Source organism: Methylotenera sp. L2L1, assembly GCF_000744605.1.
Taxonomy (GTDB): Bacteria; Pseudomonadota; Gammaproteobacteria; order Burkholderiales; family Methylophilaceae; genus Methylotenera.
In genome coordinates this window covers 256235-275223 of sequence record NZ_JQMG01000001.1, presented here as the reverse complement: position 1 = coordinate 275223, position 18989 = coordinate 256235, and the positions used below count along the sequence as shown (strand labels likewise).

Below are 18989 nucleotides of genomic sequence, written 5' to 3'. Positions count from 1 at the left end.
AAGCTAAGAAAAGAAACTAACCTAACATGTTTAATTTAAATGAATTTAAAGCGCGCCGTCATCAGCTGATAAATGCGATGGGTGACGGTATTGCCATTGTGCCAACCTCACCAGAGCTGATCCGGAACCGTGATAGTCATTACTCATATCGGTTTGATAGCTACTTTTATTACCTAACTGGATTTAAAGAGCCAGAGGCCTTGTTAGTGCTAATCGCAGGGGAAGACAATAAATCGATACTTTTCTGTCGTGATAAAGATATTGAGCGTGAGATTTGGGATGGTTTTCGCTACGGACCAGACGCTGCAAAGCATGAGTTTGGTTTTGATCAGGCCTATAGTTTTAATGCCTTAGATGAACTGATGCCTAAGTTATTGGCAAATCAACCCCAATTGTTTTATAGCTTAGGTGCTGATGTTGCTTGGGATGCCCGTGTCACCACTTGGTTAAATCAAGTGAAAGCGCAAGCCAGAAGCGGTGCTAGTGTGCCAGATGGTATCTTGGATGTGCGTAAGTTAGTAGATGAGATGCGGCTTTATAAATCTAGCTACGAATTAGACCTGATGCGACAGTCTGCCAACATTGCTTCACGGGCCCATGCGCGCGCGATGCAATATGTGCGCGCAGGTCAAATGGAGTATGAGGTTGAGGCGGAATTTCTCCATGAATTCTATCGCTCTGGTGCACAGGCACCAGCTTACACCAGCATCGTGGCAGGGGGAGCTAATGCTTGCACTTTACACTACAACGCCAATAATGCTGTATTGAAAGATGGAGATTTGTTGCTGATTGACGCTGGGTGTGAGTTGGATGGATATGCTTCTGATATTACACGCACTTTTCCTGTGAACGGTAAGTTTAGTGCAGCGCAAAGAGATGTATATGATTTAGTCTTAGCTGCACAAGCGGCGGCAATTACACAGGTCACAGCAGAAAATCATTGGAACTCGCCGCATGAGGCAGCGTTAGATGTTTTAGTGCAAGGCTTTATTGATATGAAACTGTGTCAAGGCAGCAAAGACGCTGTGCTGGAAACTGGCGCTTATCGTCAGTTCTATATGCACAGAACTGGGCACTGGCTAGGTTTGGATGTGCATGACGCTGGTGAGTATAAAGATAAATCTGGCGATTGGCGTAAGTTAAAGGCAGGGATGACACTCACCGTGGAGCCTGGCTGCTATATTAGACCAGCAGATAATGTGCCTGAGAATTTTTGGAATATCGGTATTCGCATAGAAGATGATGTGTTGGTGACCGATGCTGGGTGTGAGGTTTTAACAGTAGCAGCGCCCAAATCAATTGTGGATATTGAAGCGCTGATGCGTGGTTAATCGATGATATCAACATCAGAAAATATCGTGATTGTAGGTGGCGGGCCAGTTGGTATGGTTTTATCCTTGCTGTTGGCTAAAAATAACATTGGCAGTACTGTGCTCGAGGTGCGTAAGCAAGGCGCAGCTAATCAAGATACGCGCGCGCTAGCTTTGTCTTATGGTACTCGGCGGATTCTTGAAAAACTAGGTGTTTGGCAATCTTTATCTGCTCACGCTACTGCCATCAACACGATTCATGTGTCACAGAAAGGTAGTTTAGGCCGTAGCGTTCTGCAGGCATTTGATTATCAGCAGGAGGCGCTTGGATACGTACTGTCCTATGGTGCTTTATGTACTGTGCTAAATGCCGAGTTAGAACGATTTCCAATCATCCAGTTGATTGATGAAGCACAGGCTGATGCGATTACCTATGATGCAAATCAGGCCATGATACGCTATAGCCGTCAAGGCGAGGTTTTCCAGTTAAATACTCAGTTAGCGGTACTGGCAGATGGCGGACGTAGCTTGGAAGAGGCCGCGGGTTTAAAACGCGAAACGAGAGAATATGGACATGATGCGTTAATCACTAAAGTAAGCGCGGAGTTGCCACATAATAATATTGCATACGAGCGATTTGCCGCTGAGGGCCCGATGGCCCTGTTGCCCAACGGTGAACGAGATTTTTCATTGGTTTGGACAGGTAAGAAAGCACTGATTTCGCCATTGCTTGATTTAAGTGATGCTGAGTTTCTCACTCAATTTCATGCCCAGTTCGGAGATAGGGTAGGGCGATTCTTAACCGTAGAAAAGCGCATGACCTTTCCATTGAAACTGTCACAGTTACTGGAAGTAAATACACCGCACTTGGTTGTGATTGGCAATGCTGCACAAACGATGCATCCTGTCGCTGGCCAAGGCTTTAATGTTGGGTTGCGCGATGCAGAGGTGTTAGCCCAACAAATAGTGCATGCCACTACAGAGATTGGTGGTGAGGAAATGTTATCGGCATATCGTGCCAGCAGAAAAACTGATACTAAAAATGGTCTTTTATTTACAGACTTTCTTGTCAATATTTTCTCCAATGACATTCTAGGTTTTGCTAAATTAAGAAGCACAGGTTTAGGCTTGTTTGATATCGTGAAGCCGATTAAACGTCACTTGGTGCGTAAAATGAGTTTTGGTAAATGACAGCCGCTAATTTAAAGACAGATGTGACGATTGTCGGCGCCGGACTCGTGGGGCTGGCTGCGGCTGTTGCCTTGGCTCAAGCTGGTTATCAAGTTGCGTTGGTCGATAGTCAAGCGCAGCAACGTTTGCCTTACCCTGCCGATGATTGGGATCAGCGTATTTATGCAATTAGCCCGAATAATAAGCGATGGCTAAGTCAGTCAGGTATCTGGCCATTAATGGATAAGGATCGTATCGCGGAGATGCAGGCGATGGTAATATGGGGCGATACAACATCGCAACCATTACGCATGCATGCTGAAGATGTAAATGCAGATGCCTTAGGTTTTATCGTAGAGGAGCGCTTGCTAAAAGATGCGCTACTTCAATGGATAGAGACGAGCGATGTGCGCGTCATGACAGGCAACTGCTTAGCGATTAAATCCTCTTCGCAGCAGGCAATATTGACATTGGATAGTCAGCAAACCATTGAAAGCACCTTGCTGCTTGCGGCTGATGGTGCTAATTCATGGGTTCGGCAGCAGCTTGATGTTGGGGTTCAGCATAAAGATTACGAACAAACGGCAATTGTTGCAAATTTCTTAACGGAACAGTCGCATGAGCACATCGCACGGCAGTGGTTTACGCATGACGCAATGGGTAGAGGTGGTGTGCTAGCGTGGTTGCCATTACCTGAAAACAAAATATCGATTGTCTGGTCTGCGCCCACGTCGCATGCTGATGCACTAATGAAGTTACCACTTGATGTTTTTGCAAATGAAGTCATGCAGGCGGGGGGCAGTAGCCTAGGTGTTATGTCTTTGCTAGGTAAGCCCGCAAGTTTCCCCTTGACGCTCAAGCAGGCAAATCAGTTTTTTGTTTCCTCTGTCGTGTTTATAGGTGATGCAGCGCACCGTGTTCACCCAATGGCGGGACAGGGCGTTAATTTAGGCTTTCGAGATGTAATTGATTTACTCGACTTGCTAAAAAGTAAGCATACTTATCAACCGATTAACGACAGTGCGTTGCTTAAACAATACGCTAGAATCAGAAAAGCTGACTTGTTGAACATGGTGTCCTTAACAAATGGGTTATACCATTTGTTTGAAAGCTCCCATTCTATGGTCAAGCGTGTAAGGAATTGGGGACTGTCTGCGACCAATCAGCAGACAATTAAAAAAATGTTAATTGAAAATGCCACTTCACTTTAATGTGAAACTTTCTACCTAGCTTAGCTGTATTCTTTGTATTTGTTTGAAGCGTCACCCTACTATTATTTAAAGGAAATTAGATGTTAAAAAAGATCGTCAGTATTGCATTGCTAAGCGCATTTGCAACGTTTGCTGTGGCAGATGAAGCCAGTGTGAAAAAAGCGGTTGAAGCTGCTTACCCTAAGTTCAAAGTAGAGAAAGTGACAAAGACCCCTTATGCTGGGCTTTATGAAGTATTTATGGGTGGTCAGATCATTTATACAGATGAGAAGTTATCATTTTTGATCGCAGAGGGCCGTTTGGTTGACCCAAAAACTAAAAAAGATATCACGGGTGAGCGCTTGGAAGAGTTGACTAAAATTGACTTCTCTACCCTGCCGTTGAATCAGGCAATCAAGGTTGTTAAGGGAAATGGTAGCCGTAAGTTGGTTGTCTTCTCGGATGTTGATTGTCCTTTCTGCAAAAGGTTAGAGCGTAATGAGCTTAGCAATATTACTGACGTTACCATTTATACATTCTTGTACCCAATCGAACAGTTGCATCCTGATGCCGCAAATAAATCCAAATTGATTTGGTGCGCAAAAGACCGTGTAAAAGCTTGGGAAGATTGGATATTAAGAGATCAGTTAGCAAGTAGTGCAGGCAGTTGTGATGTTCCCTTAGAAAAAGTAGGGGAGCTAGCAAGAAAAATTGGTGTGACTAGCACACCTACCTTAATATTTTCTGATGGTAAACGTATGCTAGGAGCACAGCCCTATAAAGAAATTGAACGTATGTTGTCAGCTGCCAAAAAATAGCATTTGATGCAATAAGGCTGTAAAAGCGACACCTCAACACTTTTACAGCCTTATCTTAAATTTTCTAACTTAGGTCGTGAGTCGGCGTGTTTTTATATCTAGCCCACAACTTGACCAAGTTTGAATATTGGTAAGTACATCGCAATTACCAAACCACCGATTAGCACGCCCAGTACGACCATAATAATAGGTTCCATTAAGCTCGATAACCCTTCCACGGCATCATCTACCTCACCTTCATAGAAGTCCGCTACTTTACTCAACATGGAGTCCAACGCACCGGACTCCTCACCAATCGCGGTCATTTGTAGCACCATGTTAGGGAAAACATCAGTGTTCTGCATTGCCACCGTTAAACTGGTCCCGGTGCTGATTTCGCTTTGAATTCTTTTCGTGGCATCGTAATACACGCGATTGCCAGCTGCGCCGGCAACTGAATCCAAGGCTTCGACTAATGGTACGCCAGCAGCAAACATGGTAGACATCGTACGTGCAAATCTGGCGATAGTTGCTTTCCGAACTAACTCACCAAATACTGGTAGTTTTAATAACAGTCTATCCATCGTGGCTTGGAAAGAAACAGAGCGTTTCCATGTATAGAAAAAGAACCAAAGCCCAAATCCAATTGAGCCAAAGATAGCCCACCACCACTCCACAAAAATATCAGAAATTGCCATCACAACAAGCGTTGGTGTTGGAAGGTCTGCACCAAAGCTGCTAAACAACTCCTTAAATGCAGGAATCACGAAGATCATAATCACGGCAGTGATGATAAAGGCAACAACCAAAATTGAAACGGGGTAAAAGAGTGCTGATTTAATTTTTGATTTAATCGCCAGAATCTTTTCTTTATAAGTGGCGAGTCTATCAAGTAGTGTATCTAAAATACCGGCTTGTTCACCTGCGCTAATCAGGTTGCAGAATAGTGCATCAAAGTACAATGGATATTTACGGAATGCGGCACTAAGGCTACTACCAGTTTCTACATCGGACTTGATATCACTTAATAACTTTGACACGGCTGGGTTGCTGTGGCCTTTACCGACAATATCAAAAGTCTGTAATAACGGTACGCCAGATTTCATCATGGTGGCGAGTTGGCGGGTAAACAATGTTACATCTTTATCAGAGACCTTACCTGTACTTGCAAAGCTGCTTTGTTTTTTGATTTTGGTGACGGTAACACCTTGGCGGCGTAGTGTAGCACTCACGAAAGACTCACCAGAGGCTTTCATTTCACCTTTAACGATTTTCCCTTTTTTGTCTTTACCTACCCAGCTATAAATAACTTCCTTTGTGGCTTTAGGATTGGCTGCCATAATCATTTCCTGAGTAATTTATTATATGGATATATTTTAAAAAGTTATTCATTGGTGCATGCTTCTACTTCTTCAATCGATGTTAAGCCCTGAATTACTTTAAGTACGCCTGATCGACGTAAATCATTAACGCCTTCTAGTCTAGCTTGGTCTGCAATATCATGTGCTGTACCATTTTTCATAATAATGCGACTAATAGCATCAGTGATTGGCATTACCTGATAGATACCTACGCGCCCTTTGTAGCCTGCGTTACAGAGCTCACACCCTTCTGGGTTGTGTCCGTAAAGCTGCCAGCTTTCATGAAAGTCTTCTTCAATAAAGCCTACACTCAAGAGCGCCTCTTTAGGGATGTTGATAGGAATCTTACAGTGTTTGCATAAGCGTCTTGCTAAACGCTGCGCAGTAATGAGTGACACGGCGGATGCAATATTAAATGGGGCAACGCCCATGTTGAGCAAGCGCGTTAATGTGGATGGCGCATCATTCGTATGTAAAGTAGAAAGCACCATGTGGCCGGTAGAGGCAGCTTTAATCGCCATATCTGCTGTTTCTAAGTCACGGATTTCACCAATCATGATGATGTCTGGATCCTGCCTTAAGAACGATTTTAAGGCAGCTGCAAACGTAAGCCCTTGTTTGTCATTCACATTGACCTGATTAATACCTGCAAGCGGGATTTCACATGGATCCTCAGCGGTAGATATATTCACATCAGGGCTGTTTAAAATATTTAAACATGTATAGAGTGAAACGGTTTTACCGGAACCTGTAGGCCCCGTCACCAATACTAAGCCGTAAGGCCGACTTACCGCATTCAATAAGCGTTCTTTTTGGATGGGTTCATAGCCTAGTGCTTCAATACCCAGTGTTGCACTGGCGGGATCTAAAATCCGCATTACAATTTTTTCACCATGAATGAGCGGCAATGTGCTGACACGAAAATCAATGGCGCGTGTCTTTGATAATACAAGTTTCATCCGACCATCTTGCGGAATACGCTTTTCCGAGATGTCCATGCTTGAAATTACTTTAATACGTGAGGCCAACTTTTCTTTAATAGCGAGAGGGGGTTGGCTAATTTCCCGTAATGCACCATCAACCCGATAACGGACACGATAAAATTTCTCGTAAGGTTCAAAATGTAAATCCGATGCCCCCATATTAATAGCATCTAGCAGCATCTTGTTAAGAAAACGCACGACAGGCGCATCGTCAACTTCAGTTTCTACTTGTTCGTCTTCAACAGCATTCGCGCCATCATCATTAAAGCCAAAATCATCGTCGTTACCTACGTCAAGCGATTTAAGGCTGGTGTCTCTGGATTGAATAACTTTATCTATCCAACGCCCGAGTTTGTCGTCCTCCACCACAATTGGCGAAATGTTCATACCCATTTGGAATTGAACACTATCTAGTGCGAGGATGTTAGTGGGATCTGAAATCGCCACATACAGCACATTGTTACGTGCTTGTAGACCTAATACACGGTTGCCGATCGCTAATTTACTATCAATTTGTTTGGCAGGCAGGTAGTCTGGATTGAATGAATCAAGATTAAAGTAAGGGAAGCCGAAAGCCTTAGCGGAGGCTTCTGCAATACTTAATGCGTTGAGTTTTTTACTTTGAATGAGTTGTGAAATAAATGAGGCATTGACGATTGATGCCTGTGCTTCTACCGCTCTTGCCTCATCTTCAGAAAGCAGTTTTTCTTGAATTAATGTTCTTGCCAGACCACTTAGTTTTGTTTGTGAGGTTGCAGTTGCCATATTGTTTGTCGTGGTTAAATGAGCTTACTAGCAATTTCAGTTAATTAATTCAGACCAATAATGCACTTTACGTTTTTTTTTGTAAAGGCTTTACGTCTTTTATCATTAAAATTCACTACTTTTCTATATTTTTTTACTTTAAAGGGCTGGTAGCGCTACATGTGGTTATCAGTATGGCGGTGTGAGCGAAAAAACTTCTTGACATGCCAGAAAAAGCAACTTATAAATATGCTTAGGTGTTTGAGTTCGAGTTTTTTGCAGCTTGCTTTAATTTAGTTACTGCGACTTCTGTTCTTGAGGCAAACTTTTTGGGGCGCCCCCCTTTGTATTATGTAAGGATGTATGAAATGGCAACAGGTACCGTAAAATGGTTTAATGATTCTAAAGGTTTTGGTTTTATTACACCTGATGATGGTGGTGACGATTTGTTCGCACACTTCTCAGCGATTGTAGAATCTGGTTATAAAAGCCTAAAAGAAGGCCAACGTGTGAGTTTTGATTTAACTGAAGGCCCAAAAGGTAAACAAGCTTCAAATATTCAGAAAGCTTAAGTTTTATCCAAACTAAATTTGGGTTAGCCTACATCTGGTCCCCAATGCTCAAAAGGCTCTATATGCGTTAACGCATATAGAGCCTTTTTTACTTTCAGCTTTTAAAGCTGTTATTGCATATTGGCAATGATTTCGTCACCAAATTCAGCAGTCCCTACTTGTGTGGCACCTTCCATTTGACTTGAGAAGTCACTAGTGACGCGTTTGCTGATAATCGCGTTTGCAACACCTTTAAGTACAAGGTCGGCAGCTTCTGTCCATCCTATGTGACGAAGCATCATTTCAGCTGAGAGTATTAATGAACTTGGGTTTGCGATGTTTTTTCCAGCAATCTTTGGCGCAGTGCCATGGGTAGCTTCAAACATGGCAACTGTGTCACTTAGGTTAGCGCCAGGTGCAATACCAATGCCGCCTACTTGTGCTGCCAAGGCATCGCTCATATAGTCACCGTTCAGGTTAAGCGTGGCAACCACATCGTAATCTTGCGGGTGCAATAAAATTTCTTGTAAGAATGCATCCGCAATGCAGTCTTTGATGATGATGCCATTTGGCAATTTGCACCATGGACCGCCATCAATTTCAACAGCGCCAAACTCTTGTTTCGCAACTTCATAACCCCAGTCTCTAAAGCCACCTTCAGTAAATTTCATGATGTTGCCTTTGTGGGCAATGGTTACTGACTTGCGATTGTTATCAATGGCATATTGAATCGCTTTGCGCACTAAGCGTTGGCTGCCTTCGACTGAAACTGGTTTAATACCAATCGCAGATGATTCAGGGAAGCGTATTTTTTTGCGCATGCCCATGTCGCTTAAGAAGTTGATAACTTTTTCTACTTCGTCTGTACCAGCTGCCCATTCGATGCCTGCATAGATGTCTTCTGTGTTTTCGCGGAAAATCACCATGTCGGTTTTTTCAGGGTGTTTTACAGGGCTAGGCACGCCAGTGAAGTATTGCACTGGACGTAAGCAAACATAAAGGTCAAGTTCTTGGCGTAGTGATACGTTCAATGAGCGAATGCCGCCGCCTACTGGTGTGGTTAATGGGCCTTTGATTGAGATGACATAATCGCGTACCGCTTGCATGGTTTCGCTTGGGAGCCATGTGTCTTTACCCTCTTTGTCTTTGCCATACACGTTGACAGCTTTTTCACCGGCGAATACTTCCATCCATGAAATCTTGCGTGTGCCCGCATAAGCTTTATTCACTGCGGCGTCTACAACTTTAATCATGGGCGGGGTAATATCAACACCTATGCCATCACCCTCAATAAATGGGATAATAGGATGGTTAGGTACGTTTAGCGTATTGTCTGCGTTAACAGATATTTTTTCGCCAGCACTAGGTTTGATAATTTTCGAAGTCATTCACAATTTCCTAAGATGATAATTTTATTTAATAAACCATTTAACGTCGTGTGCCAATTTAGCCCGCATGACTCGCCGAATCCTGATAACAGGCACGCCACGTTAAAAGACTTTATCCCGATTCCTGATGTATATGCAGCTGGGCGTTTAGATACTGATAGTGAAGGTTTGCTTATTTTAACCGATGATGGGGCATTGCAACATCGTTTAAGTCATCCAAAACATAAAGAAATTAAAACTTACTGGGTACAAGTGGAGGGGGCGCCGTCTGACGATGACTTGCAACCACTTAGACTAGGGGTTGATTTGGGTGATTTTGTAACATTGCCAGCAGAGGTGGTGGTGATGGATGAGCCCACAGGCTTGTGGTTACGCAATCCACCTATTCGAGAACGTAAGGCGATACCGACAGCTTGGCTACAAATAAGAATTTCAGAAGGTAAAAATCGTCAAGTAAGGCGCATGACTGCAAAGGTTGGTTTTCCAACATTACGATTAATACGATATGCAATTGGGCGCTATACGATAGATGGTATCGATATTGGACAATATAAGGTATTAGAAACATGAAACCAGTGATTATTTTTCGTCATTTTAGCAGTGAAGGCCCAGGCTACTTCTCTGAGTTTTTGGATGAACAACGGATTCCTTGGTCTTTAATTAAGATTGATGAAGGAGATGCTGTCCCGACTTCAATCGATGCATACAGTGGCATGGTGTTGATGGGCGGCCCGATGAGTGTGAATGATGATTTACCTTGGATACCGCCTGTGCTTGATTTAATTAGGCAGGCCGTGGATGCGGATGTGCCTGTATTAGGGCACTGTTTAGGCGCGCAGTTAATGAGCAAAGCTTTGGGCGCAGAGGTTACACAAAATGCGATTAAGGAGATTGGGTGGGGAGAGGTGAATGTCAGTGTCAATGATGCTTCTCAACATTGGTTTGGCGAGTTGGAGAGTTTTAACGCTTTTCATTGGCATGGTGAAACGTTCAGTTTGCCCGAGGGTGCTGTGCATGTCTTGGCAAGCAAGTATTGCGAAAATCAGGCATATGCCATTAGCCAAAAACATCTGGCTTTACAGTGTCATATAGAGATGACTGAGGACATGGTGCGTGAGTGGTGTGTGGTTGGTGCGGAGGAAGTTGCATCTGCGCAACAAAGTCCAGCGGTGCAGGATGTTGAAACCATGCAGCAAACATTACCGTTGCATTGCTTTTTTCTCAATAAAGTTGCAAATCAGGTGTATCAACAATGGATTAAAGGCTTGGTTAATTAATGACGCTTCTAAAAATTCAACTTCCGTTGTCATGCGGCGTTGCTCACAAAAAATTACTCCTTACATATCAGGCATATGCGGCGTCGCAATTTTTGGCTCGCGCCTTGCCTGACTTAGGCATTTGAATTTTTAGAGGCGTCCTTAACATGTTGCTTGGGTATGTTAAAATTACTCAACTTTAATTGAGGGCGTATCATGTCTGGCAATACACTTGGCAAGCTTTTTACCTTTACATCATTTGGTGAGTCGCACGGTGCTGCGATTGGCGGTATCGTCGATGGCTGCCCACCTGGCTTGGAGTTGAGTGCCGAAGACTTGCAAATTGATTTAGATCGCCGTAAGCCAGGCACTTCTCGCCATGTGACACAACGTCAAGAGGCTGACATGGTAGAGATACTGTCAGGCGTGTTTGAAGGTAAAACCACTGGTGCCCCGATTGGTTTACTGATTCGCAATACCGATCAGCGCAGTCAAGATTACAGCAAGATTATGGATACATTCCGCCCAGGCCATGCAGACTACACCTATACGCAAAAATATGGGGTGCGCGATTATCGCGGAGGTGGCCGCTCAAGTGCGCGTGAAACAGCTGCACGTGTGGCTGCGGGTGCGATTGCCAAAAAATGGCTAAAAGAGCGTTATGGCGTTTCAGTGCGTGGTTATATGAGCCAATTAGGTGAAATTGATATTCCGTTTGAGAGCTGGGATGTTGTAAATGACAATCCATTTTTCTCACCTAATGTCAGCATCTTGCCAACACTTGAGGGCTATCTAGACAAAATTCGTGCAGAACGCGACTCTGTGGGTGCGCGTATTACTGTGGTGGCAGAACATGTGCCAGTAGGTCTAGGCGAGCCGATTTTTGACAGATTAGATGCTGAAATTGCATATGCCATGATGAGTATTAATGCAGTCAAAGGGGTTGAGATTGGTGCTGGTTTTTCCAGCATCGCACAGCGAGGTAGCGTGCATTCTGATGAAATGACACCGCAAGGGTTTGTCACCAATCACGCAGGTGGAATTTTAGGTGGAATTTCTACAGGGCAGGAAATCCGCGTGAATGTGGCATTAAAACCAACTTCTAGTATTCCACAAGAGCGACGTTCGATTGATAAAAACGGCAATGCAGTAACCATGCAAACGACAGGACGTCACGACCCATGTGTTGGTGTGCGAGCAACACCGATTGTTGAAGCAATGTTAGCGATGGTGCTGATGGATCATGCGTTGCGTAACCGTGGGCAAAATGCAGACGTGTTGTGTAGTACCCCTAAAATCGTATAAATGACTATTAATTACTAGCCAATTAATTTTAGAGAGTTTTGCACGAAGCAGTTTTAGCCCTAAAAACTTACAATTTCGTCATCCTCGCGAAAGCGAGGATCCATCCAAGTGTTTCATTAAAATGGATTCCCGCTTTCGCGGGAATGACAGATTTTGATTTTTTTGTTAAAAAATAGCCTATTTCGTTTTGTGCAAAGCTCCCTAACTAATAAATATTAATTTTAAAGTCGGCGTTAGCCGACTTTTTTTATCGGTATGATAGCCACATGCATACAGCGTTACATTATCGATTATCACGGTTCTATTTTATCTATTACTTCTTTGTCGGGGCTTTTGTTCCGTATTGGGGTTTGTATTTAAAGTCTGAAGCGTTTTCAGCTGCGGATATTGGGATATTGATGTCTTTATTCCAGATTAGCCGTATTTTTGCACCTAACTTCTGGGGTTGGCTGGCTGATCACACAGGAAAACGCACTCCTTGGATCAAGCTAACGGCCTTTCTAGGCTTGTGTGGTTTTGTGGCTGTATTCTGGGCGCATGGTTTTTTCTGGATGTTTTTTGTCATGGCTGCATTAAGCTTATTCACAAGCTCCACTTTGCCACTGGCGGAGTCGCTTACCTTAGCACATCTTGCTACTACTAATGGTCATTACAGTCGTATTCGTATGTGGGGGTCGTCAGGCTTTATTGTGGCGGCAGTAGTGCTAGGATTTTTGATAGATTCGGCTGGTATATCAAGTTTGTTGTGGTTTTTGCTGGCAGTGCAAGTCATGTTATTTACTCTCACTTACACATTACCAGAGCCAAAGCTTGCCGCACATCCACATGATCATTTTTCAATTTGGCAGGTGATACGGCAGCCTAATGTGATTGCATTGTTGGTCGGTTGCTCCTTAATGGTGACAGCACATGGTGTACTTTATAACTTTTATTCTATTTACTTGAGTGAGCATGGTTATAGCAAGGGCATGATTGGTTTGCTGTGGGCAGTAGGGGTCATCTGCGAAATTCTTATTTTTATGTTAATGCCCAAAATTTTGAGGCGATTCACATTGAAACTAATCTTACTTGTCAGTTTGGTACTGGCTGTGATTCGGTTTGCTCTGATTGGAGTTGCTGTAGATAATTTATGGATACTTATATTGGCACAAACTTTACACGCTGCCACATTTGGTAGTTTTCACGCTGCCTCAGTAGAGGTGATTACGCAGTTTTTTAATGGACGGCATCAAGCAAAAGGGCAGGCTATTTATAACAGTGTGGCTTATGGTGTTGGCGGGACTATTGGAGGGGTTGCAGGAGGGTATGCTTTACAGTATTTGGGTGGTCAGCAAACCTTTATGCTGGCAGCAGTTTTTCCTTTAGTTGGTTTGGCTGTGATAGCATTTGGGCTGAATCTTAGTCAGCAGCAAACAACTCAGCAAGGGATATTCAAATAATGTTATCTGTTCGATTACACCCATTGCTGTTTATTACATTGCCTACTTCTCTGTTGCTATGCTCACTTGCTGCTGTGGCAAATACGAAAGTGAATATTGTAGGATTGTTTAGTAATAAAGCTGTGATGATCATTAATGATGGAAAGCCCAGAACCTTGAGTGTTGGGCAGACCGTTGATGGCGTCAAATTAATTGCTGCAGACAGCAGTTCAGCCACACTGCTCATTGAAGGCAAGACAAGAAAATTAGGCATGGGGCAGGCGGCTTCGGTTGCGGATTCTACAGCTAGCAGTAATCCTAGTGTGACTTTATATGCGAATGCACAGGGGCATTTTGTTTCTGAATGTAAAATCAATGGTGTGCCATTAAAGTTTTTAATTGATACGGGGGCAACTACTGTCGCGCTTAATAGTGGAGATGCGAAGTTCGCTAATATTGATTACAAAAAAGGGGAGCCTGTGTTAGTTGGCACAGCAAACGGCGTTGTAACCGCTTATCGTGTCACCATTGCAAATCTAAAGATTGGTAATATTACACTTAATCAGGTAGAGGGCAGTGTGTTAGAGGGTGGCTCACCTTCAGTAGTGCTCATGGGGATGAGCGCGCTCAAACGGATGGAAATGAAGCATCAAGACATTTCGATGACGTTGACCAAAAAGTATTAAACAATATATCAAACAATAAAGGATGCATGAATAGACACTCTTTTATGTAATATTTTTGCAAAAAACAAGCTGATATTTACAAAAAAGCCACTTAAGTATTAAGTGGCTTTTTTATTTCTTAATTCTGACGCTTATCTTTTTCGATTAGCGCATATGCTGAATGGTTGTGAATAGATTCAAAGTTTTCTGATTCTACCGTGTATGCAATGATACGTTTTTCTGCATTCAATTGCGCAGCTACGTCACGCACCATGTCTTCAACAAATTTAGGGTTATCGTAAGCACGCTCAGTAACGAACTTCTCATCTGGGCGTTTGAGTAGGCCGTATAGCTCACATGATGCTTGTTTTTCTACTAAGTCGATAATGTCTTCTATCCAAATGAAGTCATTAATCAACGCAGTTACCGTTACGTGTGAGCGTTGGTTATGGGCACCGTAATTAGAGATTTTTTTACTGCACGGGCATAGGCTAGTCACTGGTACCAGCACTTTTACTGTGATTTCAAAGTTGTCTTGATGAATTTCGCCAATAAACGTCACTTCGTAGTCTAGTAAGCTTTTTACACCAGAGATAGGCGCTGCTTTGTTCACGAAGTATGGGAACGTCATTTCGATGTGACCAGATTCCGCTTCAAGGCGTTTTACCATTTCACGTAAAATTGTTTCAAAAGACTCTACTGAAATGGCATGCTCATTCATGTTGAGGATTTCAACAAAACGAGACATGTGAGTACCCTTAAATTGCTGAGGTAGATGCACGTACATATTAAACATTGCAACAGTGTGCTGCTCACCGCCAGTCTTGTCTTTTACAATGACTGGATGGCGAATCGCCTTGATGCCAACTTTGTCAATTGCCAAATGGCGTGTATCTACCGTGTTTTGTACGTCTTCAATCGGGTTTTTATGCGTAGTCTGATCCATGTATATTTTCTTAAATTTTACAAATATTAGTTGAGTATATCACTAGGTTATTAGCTTCGCAATTGCAGAAACTATTCCTTTAGCGTCTAGACCGCAATCGGCGAGCATAGTTTCATGAACGCCGTGTTCTATAAATTGGTCTGGTAAGCCTAGGCTTAGTGTTTTAATCATATGAGGGATATTGGGTTGTATAGATTGCAGCGCTTCCATCGTGGCAGAGCCTGCGCCTCCCATCATGCAATTTTCTTCTATTGTCACAATGACGGTATGCTCTTGTGCAATTTTTGTGATAAGTGCATGGTCAATCGGCTTAACAAAGCGCATATTGGCCACAGTAGCATTGAGTGTTTCAGCGGCCTCTAATGCTGGCGCAAGCATAGAGCCAAATGCCAGAATCGCAACTTTCTCACCTTTACGCGCGATGATGCCTTTACCGATTTCTATTGCCTCGAGCTCGCTGCTGACTTCAGCACCAGTGCCGCTACCTCTAGGGTAACGCACTGCAGCTACGCCATCGTGTAAAAATCCAGTAGTGAGCATTTGGCGACATTCATTTTCATCGCTAGGGGTCATGATCACTATGTTGGGAATGCAGCGCATGTAGGTTAAATCAAAACTACCGGCATGTGTCGGCCCATCCGCACCCACTAGGCCTGCTCGGTCAATAGCGAGCAATACAGGTAAGTTTTGTAATGCAATGTCATGAATCAGTTGGTCATAAGCGCGTTGTAAAAACGTGCTGTAAATAGCCACAACGGGTTTTAATCCGTCACAAGCCATCCCTGCTGCAAATGTAAGCGCGTGCTGTTCTGCAATTCCTACATCGTAATAGCGCTCTGGGAACTGGCTAGCAAAAGCATTTAAGCCTGAGCCATCACACATTGCGGGTGTGATGCCGATGAGCCTATGGTCAGATTTTGCCATGTCGACTAGCCAGTCACCAAATACTTCGGTATATGATTTCGCAGACTTTGTGCTGATAGAGTTACCGTTAAATGGGTCGAATTTACCTACACCATGAAACTTATTAGGGTTCTCTTCAGCAGGTTCAAAGCCTTTACCTTTTTGCGTCACAATATGTAAAAACTGAGGGCCACTGAGTTGTTTAATATTGTGCAGGGTGTCAATAAGCGCATCTAGGTCGTGGCCATCGATAGGTCCAATGTAGTTGAAGCCAAACTCTTCAAACAAAGTGCCAGGGGTGACCATGCCTTTTACATGTTCTTCTGCACGCTTGGCAAATTCCATCATAGGCGGCAGTGCGGACAATACTTTTTTGCCGGATTTTCTAACAGTGCCATAGAAACGGCTGGACAGTAATTTTGCTAAATAGTTATTTAAAGCACCGACATTGTTAGAAATACTCATGTCGTTATCGTTGAGTACAACTAACAGGTTTGCATCCATATTGCCTGCGTTATTAAGTGCTTCAAAAGCCATACCTGCGGTCATTGCACCGTCACCGATGATGGCGACTGCGCGTCTTTCGCTTCCCGTTTTTTGCGCGGCGACGGCCATGCCTAATGCAGCAGAAATCGAGGTGCTGGAGTGGCCTGTGCCAAAAGTGTCGTATTCACTTTCATTGCGTCTAGGAAAGCCAGCAATGCCTTGAGGTTTGCGTAAACTTTGCATGGCTTCGCGGCGACCAGTCAGTATTTTATGCGGGTAAGTTTGATGACCAACATCCCAAACCAATTTATCCTCTGGTGTATTAAACACATAATGCAATGCAATCGTGAGCTCAACTACGCCAAGATTAGAAGCTAAATGACCACCTGTTTTGGCGACACTATCTACCAAAAACAGGCGTAACTCTTGTGCGAGCTGCACTAATTCCCTACGCTCAAGTAGCCGTAATTGTTCGGGGTAGTTAATAGTGTTTAATAGTGGGGTCACGAGCAGAGTGTCATTAAATTAAAGTGGTTGAGGTTAAAAGCTGCGGTGTAAAATGAAGCCGGCTAGCTCGCGCAGGTGCTTTGCATCTTCATCAAATGGTGCTAGCGCAGCAATCGCTGTTTCATATAGTTGGTCAGCCAGTTTTTTTGCGAGATCTAACCCTAAAATGGTGACATAAGTAGGTTTGCTGCTATCGGCATCCTTGCCGGCAGTTTTTCCTAGGGTGCTCGTGTCAGCTTCAACATCAAGAATGTCGTCAACGACTTGAAACGCAAGTCCAATGTGTTCTGCATATAACATTACGGCAGACATCTGCTCGCGCGTGCCGCTGGATGCGCCTAATAATGCTGCAGCCTGAATAAGAGCGCCTGTTTTCAGTTGATGCATGGTTTCTAGTTCAGTTTGCGTCAGTGATTTGCCAATTGATGCTAAATCAATCGCTTGCCCGCCCGCCATGCCTGATGAGCCTGATGCTTTTGCTAGAATATTTAGCATGGATATTTGCTGATTAGCGTTGGTGCAAAGTGTAGGCGTGGAAAGAACATCAAAGGCTAAGCTTTGTAAGGCATCGCCAACTAATAATGCTGTGGCGTCGTCGTATTGCTTATGACAGCTAGGTTTGCCACGACGCAAATCGTCATTATCCATGCAGGGCATGTCATCATGCACTAACGAATATGCATGAATCATTTCTACAGCACAGGCCGCCGCATCTACTACAGGTGCGTCTGTCGCACATAGTTCTGCAGCAGCATAGCAAAGTAAGGCTCTTACACGCTTCCCCCCGCCTAACAAGCTGTATCGCATTGCGTCATGCAGCATTTCTGGTGCAGTCGTTTTACTAGGCAATGCTTCGTCGAGTACTATTTCAATATGGTCTTGTTTCTGTTTTGCCCATACTAAAAAATCAGCTTCTGACTTGTCTATCATGTTTGTGTTAGTCATTATTGGTCGTGAACGGAACGAGTTGTTGACGCTCGTTCAGTATTTTTACTTGCTGTTCAACATCAGCCAGTGATTGTTGGCAAAACGTCAGCAGTAAGTTACCGCGTTTGTAAGCCTCTAGCGAAGCTTCCAACTGCATTTGCCCTGACTCCATTTGCGCTACGATGCTTTCTAGCTCGCCAAATGCTTGTTCGAAGCTAAGCATCGACTCAAGTTCTCCTTTGTTGCCGGTGGCAGTATTGGTTTTGGTTTTAGGTGCAGACATCACGTCTCAGTGGCTAAGGTTTATCAATCCGCTATTCTACCAAATCTTAAGACAAATCTAAGGACAAAACTTGTTTTAAAAAGATTTGAATGTCGATAATTTCCTGATCGCAAAGTGAGTGTGCCATGTTGTACTCACGCCAATTGACGGAATATCGACAGTTTTGTAGTAAATCACGCGACTTTGCTGCTGTTTCTAATGGGATGATGTCATCAAAAATGCCGTGCGCTATGAGAATTGGCGTGTCAGTGTTAGCGGTACTTGCTTCTTTACTTAATAGCGCATGCAGCGGTAAGTAGGTAGAAAGTGCCAGTACACCAGCCAACTTTTGAGGGTAGCGCAACGCTGTATGTAATGCAATTGCACCACCTTGTGAAAATCCTGCAAGTAAAATCCGCTCGGATGGAACTCCCCTGTTAATTTCATTTATAATCAAAGAGTTGATGTATTCTTGACTGGCTTTGATTCCAGCCTCATCTTCGTGTGTAATGGGGATGTGGCCATAGATATCGTACCAAGCTGGCATGATATATCCATTATTCCTGGTCACCGCCATTTCGGGTGCATGTGGCAATATAAAGCGTACATGGCTAAATGATGGATTTTCTAAAAGACGCTGAGCAATTGGTTCAAAATCATATCCATCAGCACCAAGCCCATGTAGCCAAATGATGCTGGCATTGATTTTGCTGTTATTTGAAGTATGGAGGCTTAGCTCAAGTGGTTGCTGGTAAGTCATAGTGGTTGGGCAGTTTTGAATGTGTTGTGACAATCGTGACATTGTACTCAAAACAGCCTG

18 protein-coding genes are annotated in these 18989 nt (G+C 43.6%); 10 read left to right on the top strand and 8 right to left on the bottom strand.

Annotated elements, in window-relative coordinates; genetic code table 11:
* The first annotated feature begins 26 nt into the window (after nucleotides 1-26).
* The 4 genes from FG24_RS01295 to FG24_RS01280 all read left to right on the top strand — a co-directional run bounded on the left by FG24_RS01295 (nucleotide 27) and on the right by FG24_RS01280 (nucleotide 4488).
* The gene (locus FG24_RS01295; protein ID WP_036300155.1) at nucleotides 27-1331 is read left to right on the top strand and encodes an aminopeptidase P N-terminal domain-containing protein; all 1305 of its coding nucleotides are present in this window, start codon (nucleotides 27-29) and stop codon (nucleotides 1329-1331) included.
* 3 nt (nucleotides 1332-1334) lie between these two features.
* Nucleotides 1335-2501 (top strand): FAD-dependent monooxygenase, encoded by a 1167-nt coding sequence (locus tag FG24_RS01290; protein ID WP_200876860.1) that lies wholly within the window; start codon nucleotides 1335-1337, stop codon nucleotides 2499-2501.
* Complete coding sequence (locus FG24_RS01285) at nucleotides 2498-3691, top strand: FAD-dependent oxidoreductase (protein WP_036300153.1); 1194 nt, start codon at nucleotides 2498-2500, stop codon at nucleotides 3689-3691. Before FG24_RS01290 ends, FG24_RS01285 begins: the two co-directional genes overlap by 4 nt.
* An 80-nt stretch (nucleotides 3692-3771) precedes the next feature.
* Nucleotides 3772-4488, top strand: coding sequence for a DsbC family protein (locus tag FG24_RS01280; protein WP_036300151.1), 717 nt, complete (start codon nucleotides 3772-3774; stop codon nucleotides 4486-4488).
* Nucleotides 4489-4586: 98 nt separating this feature from the next.
* Here the strand turns inward: FG24_RS01280 and FG24_RS01275 are convergent, their stop codons facing one another.
* Nucleotides 4587-5807, bottom strand: a complete 1221-nt coding sequence (locus tag FG24_RS01275; RefSeq protein WP_036300149.1) for a type II secretion system F family protein — start codon at nucleotides 5805-5807, stop codon at nucleotides 4587-4589.
* Nucleotides 5808-5851: 44 nt separating this feature from the next.
* On the bottom strand, nucleotides 5852-7576 hold the full coding sequence (pilB, locus tag FG24_RS01270) for a type IV-A pilus assembly ATPase PilB (RefSeq protein WP_036300147.1): 1725 nt from the start codon (nucleotides 7574-7576) through the stop codon (nucleotides 5852-5854).
* A gap of 347 nt (nucleotides 7577-7923) precedes the next feature.
* Between pilB and FG24_RS01265 the strand changes: the two genes are divergently transcribed.
* Nucleotides 7924-8127, top strand: a complete 204-nt coding sequence (locus FG24_RS01265) for a cold-shock protein (protein ID WP_015831543.1) — start codon at nucleotides 7924-7926, stop codon at nucleotides 8125-8127.
* Nucleotides 8128-8237: 110 nt separating this feature from the next.
* Here the strand turns inward: FG24_RS01265 and icd are convergent, their stop codons facing one another.
* A complete protein-coding gene (gene icd, locus FG24_RS01260) occupies nucleotides 8238-9494 on the bottom strand; it encodes an NADP-dependent isocitrate dehydrogenase (protein ID WP_036300144.1) in 1257 nt (418 codons plus the stop codon).
* Between the two features lie 15 nt (nucleotides 9495-9509).
* Here icd and FG24_RS01255 point away from each other — a divergent pair, with 15 nt between their 5' ends.
* The 5 genes from FG24_RS01255 (at nucleotide 9510) to FG24_RS01235 (ending at nucleotide 14159) form a co-directional block, all read left to right on the top strand.
* Complete coding sequence (locus FG24_RS01255) at nucleotides 9510-10064, top strand: pseudouridine synthase (protein ID WP_036300141.1); 555 nt, start codon at nucleotides 9510-9512, stop codon at nucleotides 10062-10064.
* Nucleotides 10061-10771 (top strand): type 1 glutamine amidotransferase, encoded by a 711-nt coding sequence (locus tag FG24_RS01250; RefSeq protein WP_036300138.1) that lies wholly within the window; start codon nucleotides 10061-10063, stop codon nucleotides 10769-10771. The genes FG24_RS01255 and FG24_RS01250 overlap by 4 nt, the downstream gene beginning before the upstream one ends.
* A gap of 195 nt (nucleotides 10772-10966) precedes the next feature.
* Nucleotides 10967-12055 (top strand): chorismate synthase, encoded by a 1089-nt coding sequence (gene aroC, locus FG24_RS01245; protein WP_036300136.1) that lies wholly within the window; start codon nucleotides 10967-10969, stop codon nucleotides 12053-12055.
* A gap of 266 nt (nucleotides 12056-12321) precedes the next feature.
* Entirely contained in the window at nucleotides 12322-13494 is a 1173-nt protein-coding gene (locus FG24_RS01240) for an MFS transporter (protein ID WP_036300135.1), read from the top strand.
* Entirely contained in the window at nucleotides 13494-14159 is a 666-nt protein-coding gene (locus tag FG24_RS01235) for a retropepsin-like aspartic protease family protein (protein ID WP_051901387.1), read from the top strand. The genes FG24_RS01240 and FG24_RS01235 overlap by 1 nt, the downstream gene beginning before the upstream one ends.
* Before the next feature lie 118 nt (nucleotides 14160-14277).
* Here the strand turns inward: FG24_RS01235 and folE2 are convergent, their stop codons facing one another.
* From folE2 to FG24_RS01210, 5 genes are read right to left on the bottom strand one after another with little or no spacing between them, the layout of a single operon-like run.
* Nucleotides 14278-15084 (bottom strand): GTP cyclohydrolase FolE2, encoded by an 807-nt coding sequence (gene folE2, locus FG24_RS01230; RefSeq protein ID WP_036300134.1) that lies wholly within the window; start codon nucleotides 15082-15084, stop codon nucleotides 14278-14280.
* A gap of 42 nt (nucleotides 15085-15126) precedes the next feature.
* Entirely contained in the window at nucleotides 15127-16980 is a 1854-nt protein-coding gene (dxs, locus tag FG24_RS01225; protein WP_036300132.1) for a 1-deoxy-D-xylulose-5-phosphate synthase, read from the bottom strand.
* A gap of 33 nt (nucleotides 16981-17013) precedes the next feature.
* A complete protein-coding gene (locus tag FG24_RS01220) occupies nucleotides 17014-17925 on the bottom strand; it encodes a polyprenyl synthetase family protein (RefSeq protein WP_081880914.1) in 912 nt (303 codons plus the stop codon).
* On the bottom strand, nucleotides 17918-18190 hold the full coding sequence (gene xseB / locus FG24_RS01215) for an exodeoxyribonuclease VII small subunit (RefSeq protein WP_051901386.1): 273 nt from the start codon (nucleotides 18188-18190) through the stop codon (nucleotides 17918-17920). Before xseB ends, FG24_RS01220 begins: the two co-directional genes overlap by 8 nt.
* A gap of 46 nt (nucleotides 18191-18236) precedes the next feature.
* Nucleotides 18237-18971: an alpha/beta hydrolase gene (locus tag FG24_RS01210; protein WP_369797023.1), complete on the bottom strand. Its 735-nt coding sequence runs from the start codon at nucleotides 18969-18971 to the stop codon at nucleotides 18237-18239.
* Between the last annotated feature and the right edge of the window lie 18 nt (nucleotides 18972-18989).

What these genes read in the sequence shown, in the direction of transcription:
- FG24_RS01275 (WP_036300149.1), bottom strand. Translation starts at nt 5,807, where the DNA reads ATGGCAGCCAATCCTAAAGCCACAAAGGAAGTTATTTATAGCTGGGTA.
- xseB (WP_051901386.1), bottom strand. Translation starts at nt 18,190, where the DNA reads ATGTCTGCACCTAAAACCAAAACCAATACTGCCACCGGCAACAAAGGA.
- FG24_RS01280 (WP_036300151.1), top strand. Translation starts at nt 3,772, where the DNA reads ATGTTAAAAAAGATCGTCAGTATTGCATTGCTAAGCGCATTTGCAACG.
- FG24_RS01290 (WP_200876860.1), top strand. Translation starts at nt 1,335, where the DNA reads ATGATATCAACATCAGAAAATATCGTGATTGTAGGTGGCGGGCCAGTT.
- FG24_RS01240 (WP_036300135.1), top strand. Translation starts at nt 12,322, where the DNA reads ATGCATACAGCGTTACATTATCGATTATCACGGTTCTATTTTATCTAT.
- pilB (WP_036300147.1), bottom strand. Translation starts at nt 7,576, where the DNA reads ATGGCAACTGCAACCTCACAAACAAAACTAAGTGGTCTGGCAAGAACA.
- FG24_RS01285 (WP_036300153.1), top strand. Translation starts at nt 2,498, where the DNA reads ATGACAGCCGCTAATTTAAAGACAGATGTGACGATTGTCGGCGCCGGA.
- FG24_RS01210 (WP_369797023.1), bottom strand. Translation starts at nt 18,971, where the DNA reads ATGTCACGATTGTCACAACACATTCAAAACTGCCCAACCACTATGACT.
- FG24_RS01250 (WP_036300138.1), top strand. Translation starts at nt 10,061, where the DNA reads ATGAAACCAGTGATTATTTTTCGTCATTTTAGCAGTGAAGGCCCAGGC.
- FG24_RS01255 (WP_036300141.1), top strand. Translation starts at nt 9,510, where the DNA reads ATGATAATTTTATTTAATAAACCATTTAACGTCGTGTGCCAATTTAGC.
- FG24_RS01295 (WP_036300155.1), top strand. Translation starts at nt 27, where the DNA reads ATGTTTAATTTAAATGAATTTAAAGCGCGCCGTCATCAGCTGATAAAT.
- FG24_RS01265 (WP_015831543.1), top strand. Translation starts at nt 7,924, where the DNA reads ATGGCAACAGGTACCGTAAAATGGTTTAATGATTCTAAAGGTTTTGGT.
- icd (WP_036300144.1), bottom strand. Translation starts at nt 9,494, where the DNA reads ATGACTTCGAAAATTATCAAACCTAGTGCTGGCGAAAAAATATCTGTT.
- aroC (WP_036300136.1), top strand. Translation starts at nt 10,967, where the DNA reads ATGTCTGGCAATACACTTGGCAAGCTTTTTACCTTTACATCATTTGGT.
- folE2 (WP_036300134.1), bottom strand. Translation starts at nt 15,084, where the DNA reads ATGGATCAGACTACGCATAAAAACCCGATTGAAGACGTACAAAACACG.
- FG24_RS01220 (WP_081880914.1), bottom strand. Translation starts at nt 17,925, where the DNA reads ATGACTAACACAAACATGATAGACAAGTCAGAAGCTGATTTTTTAGTA.
- FG24_RS01235 (WP_051901387.1), top strand. Translation starts at nt 13,494, where the DNA reads ATGTTATCTGTTCGATTACACCCATTGCTGTTTATTACATTGCCTACT.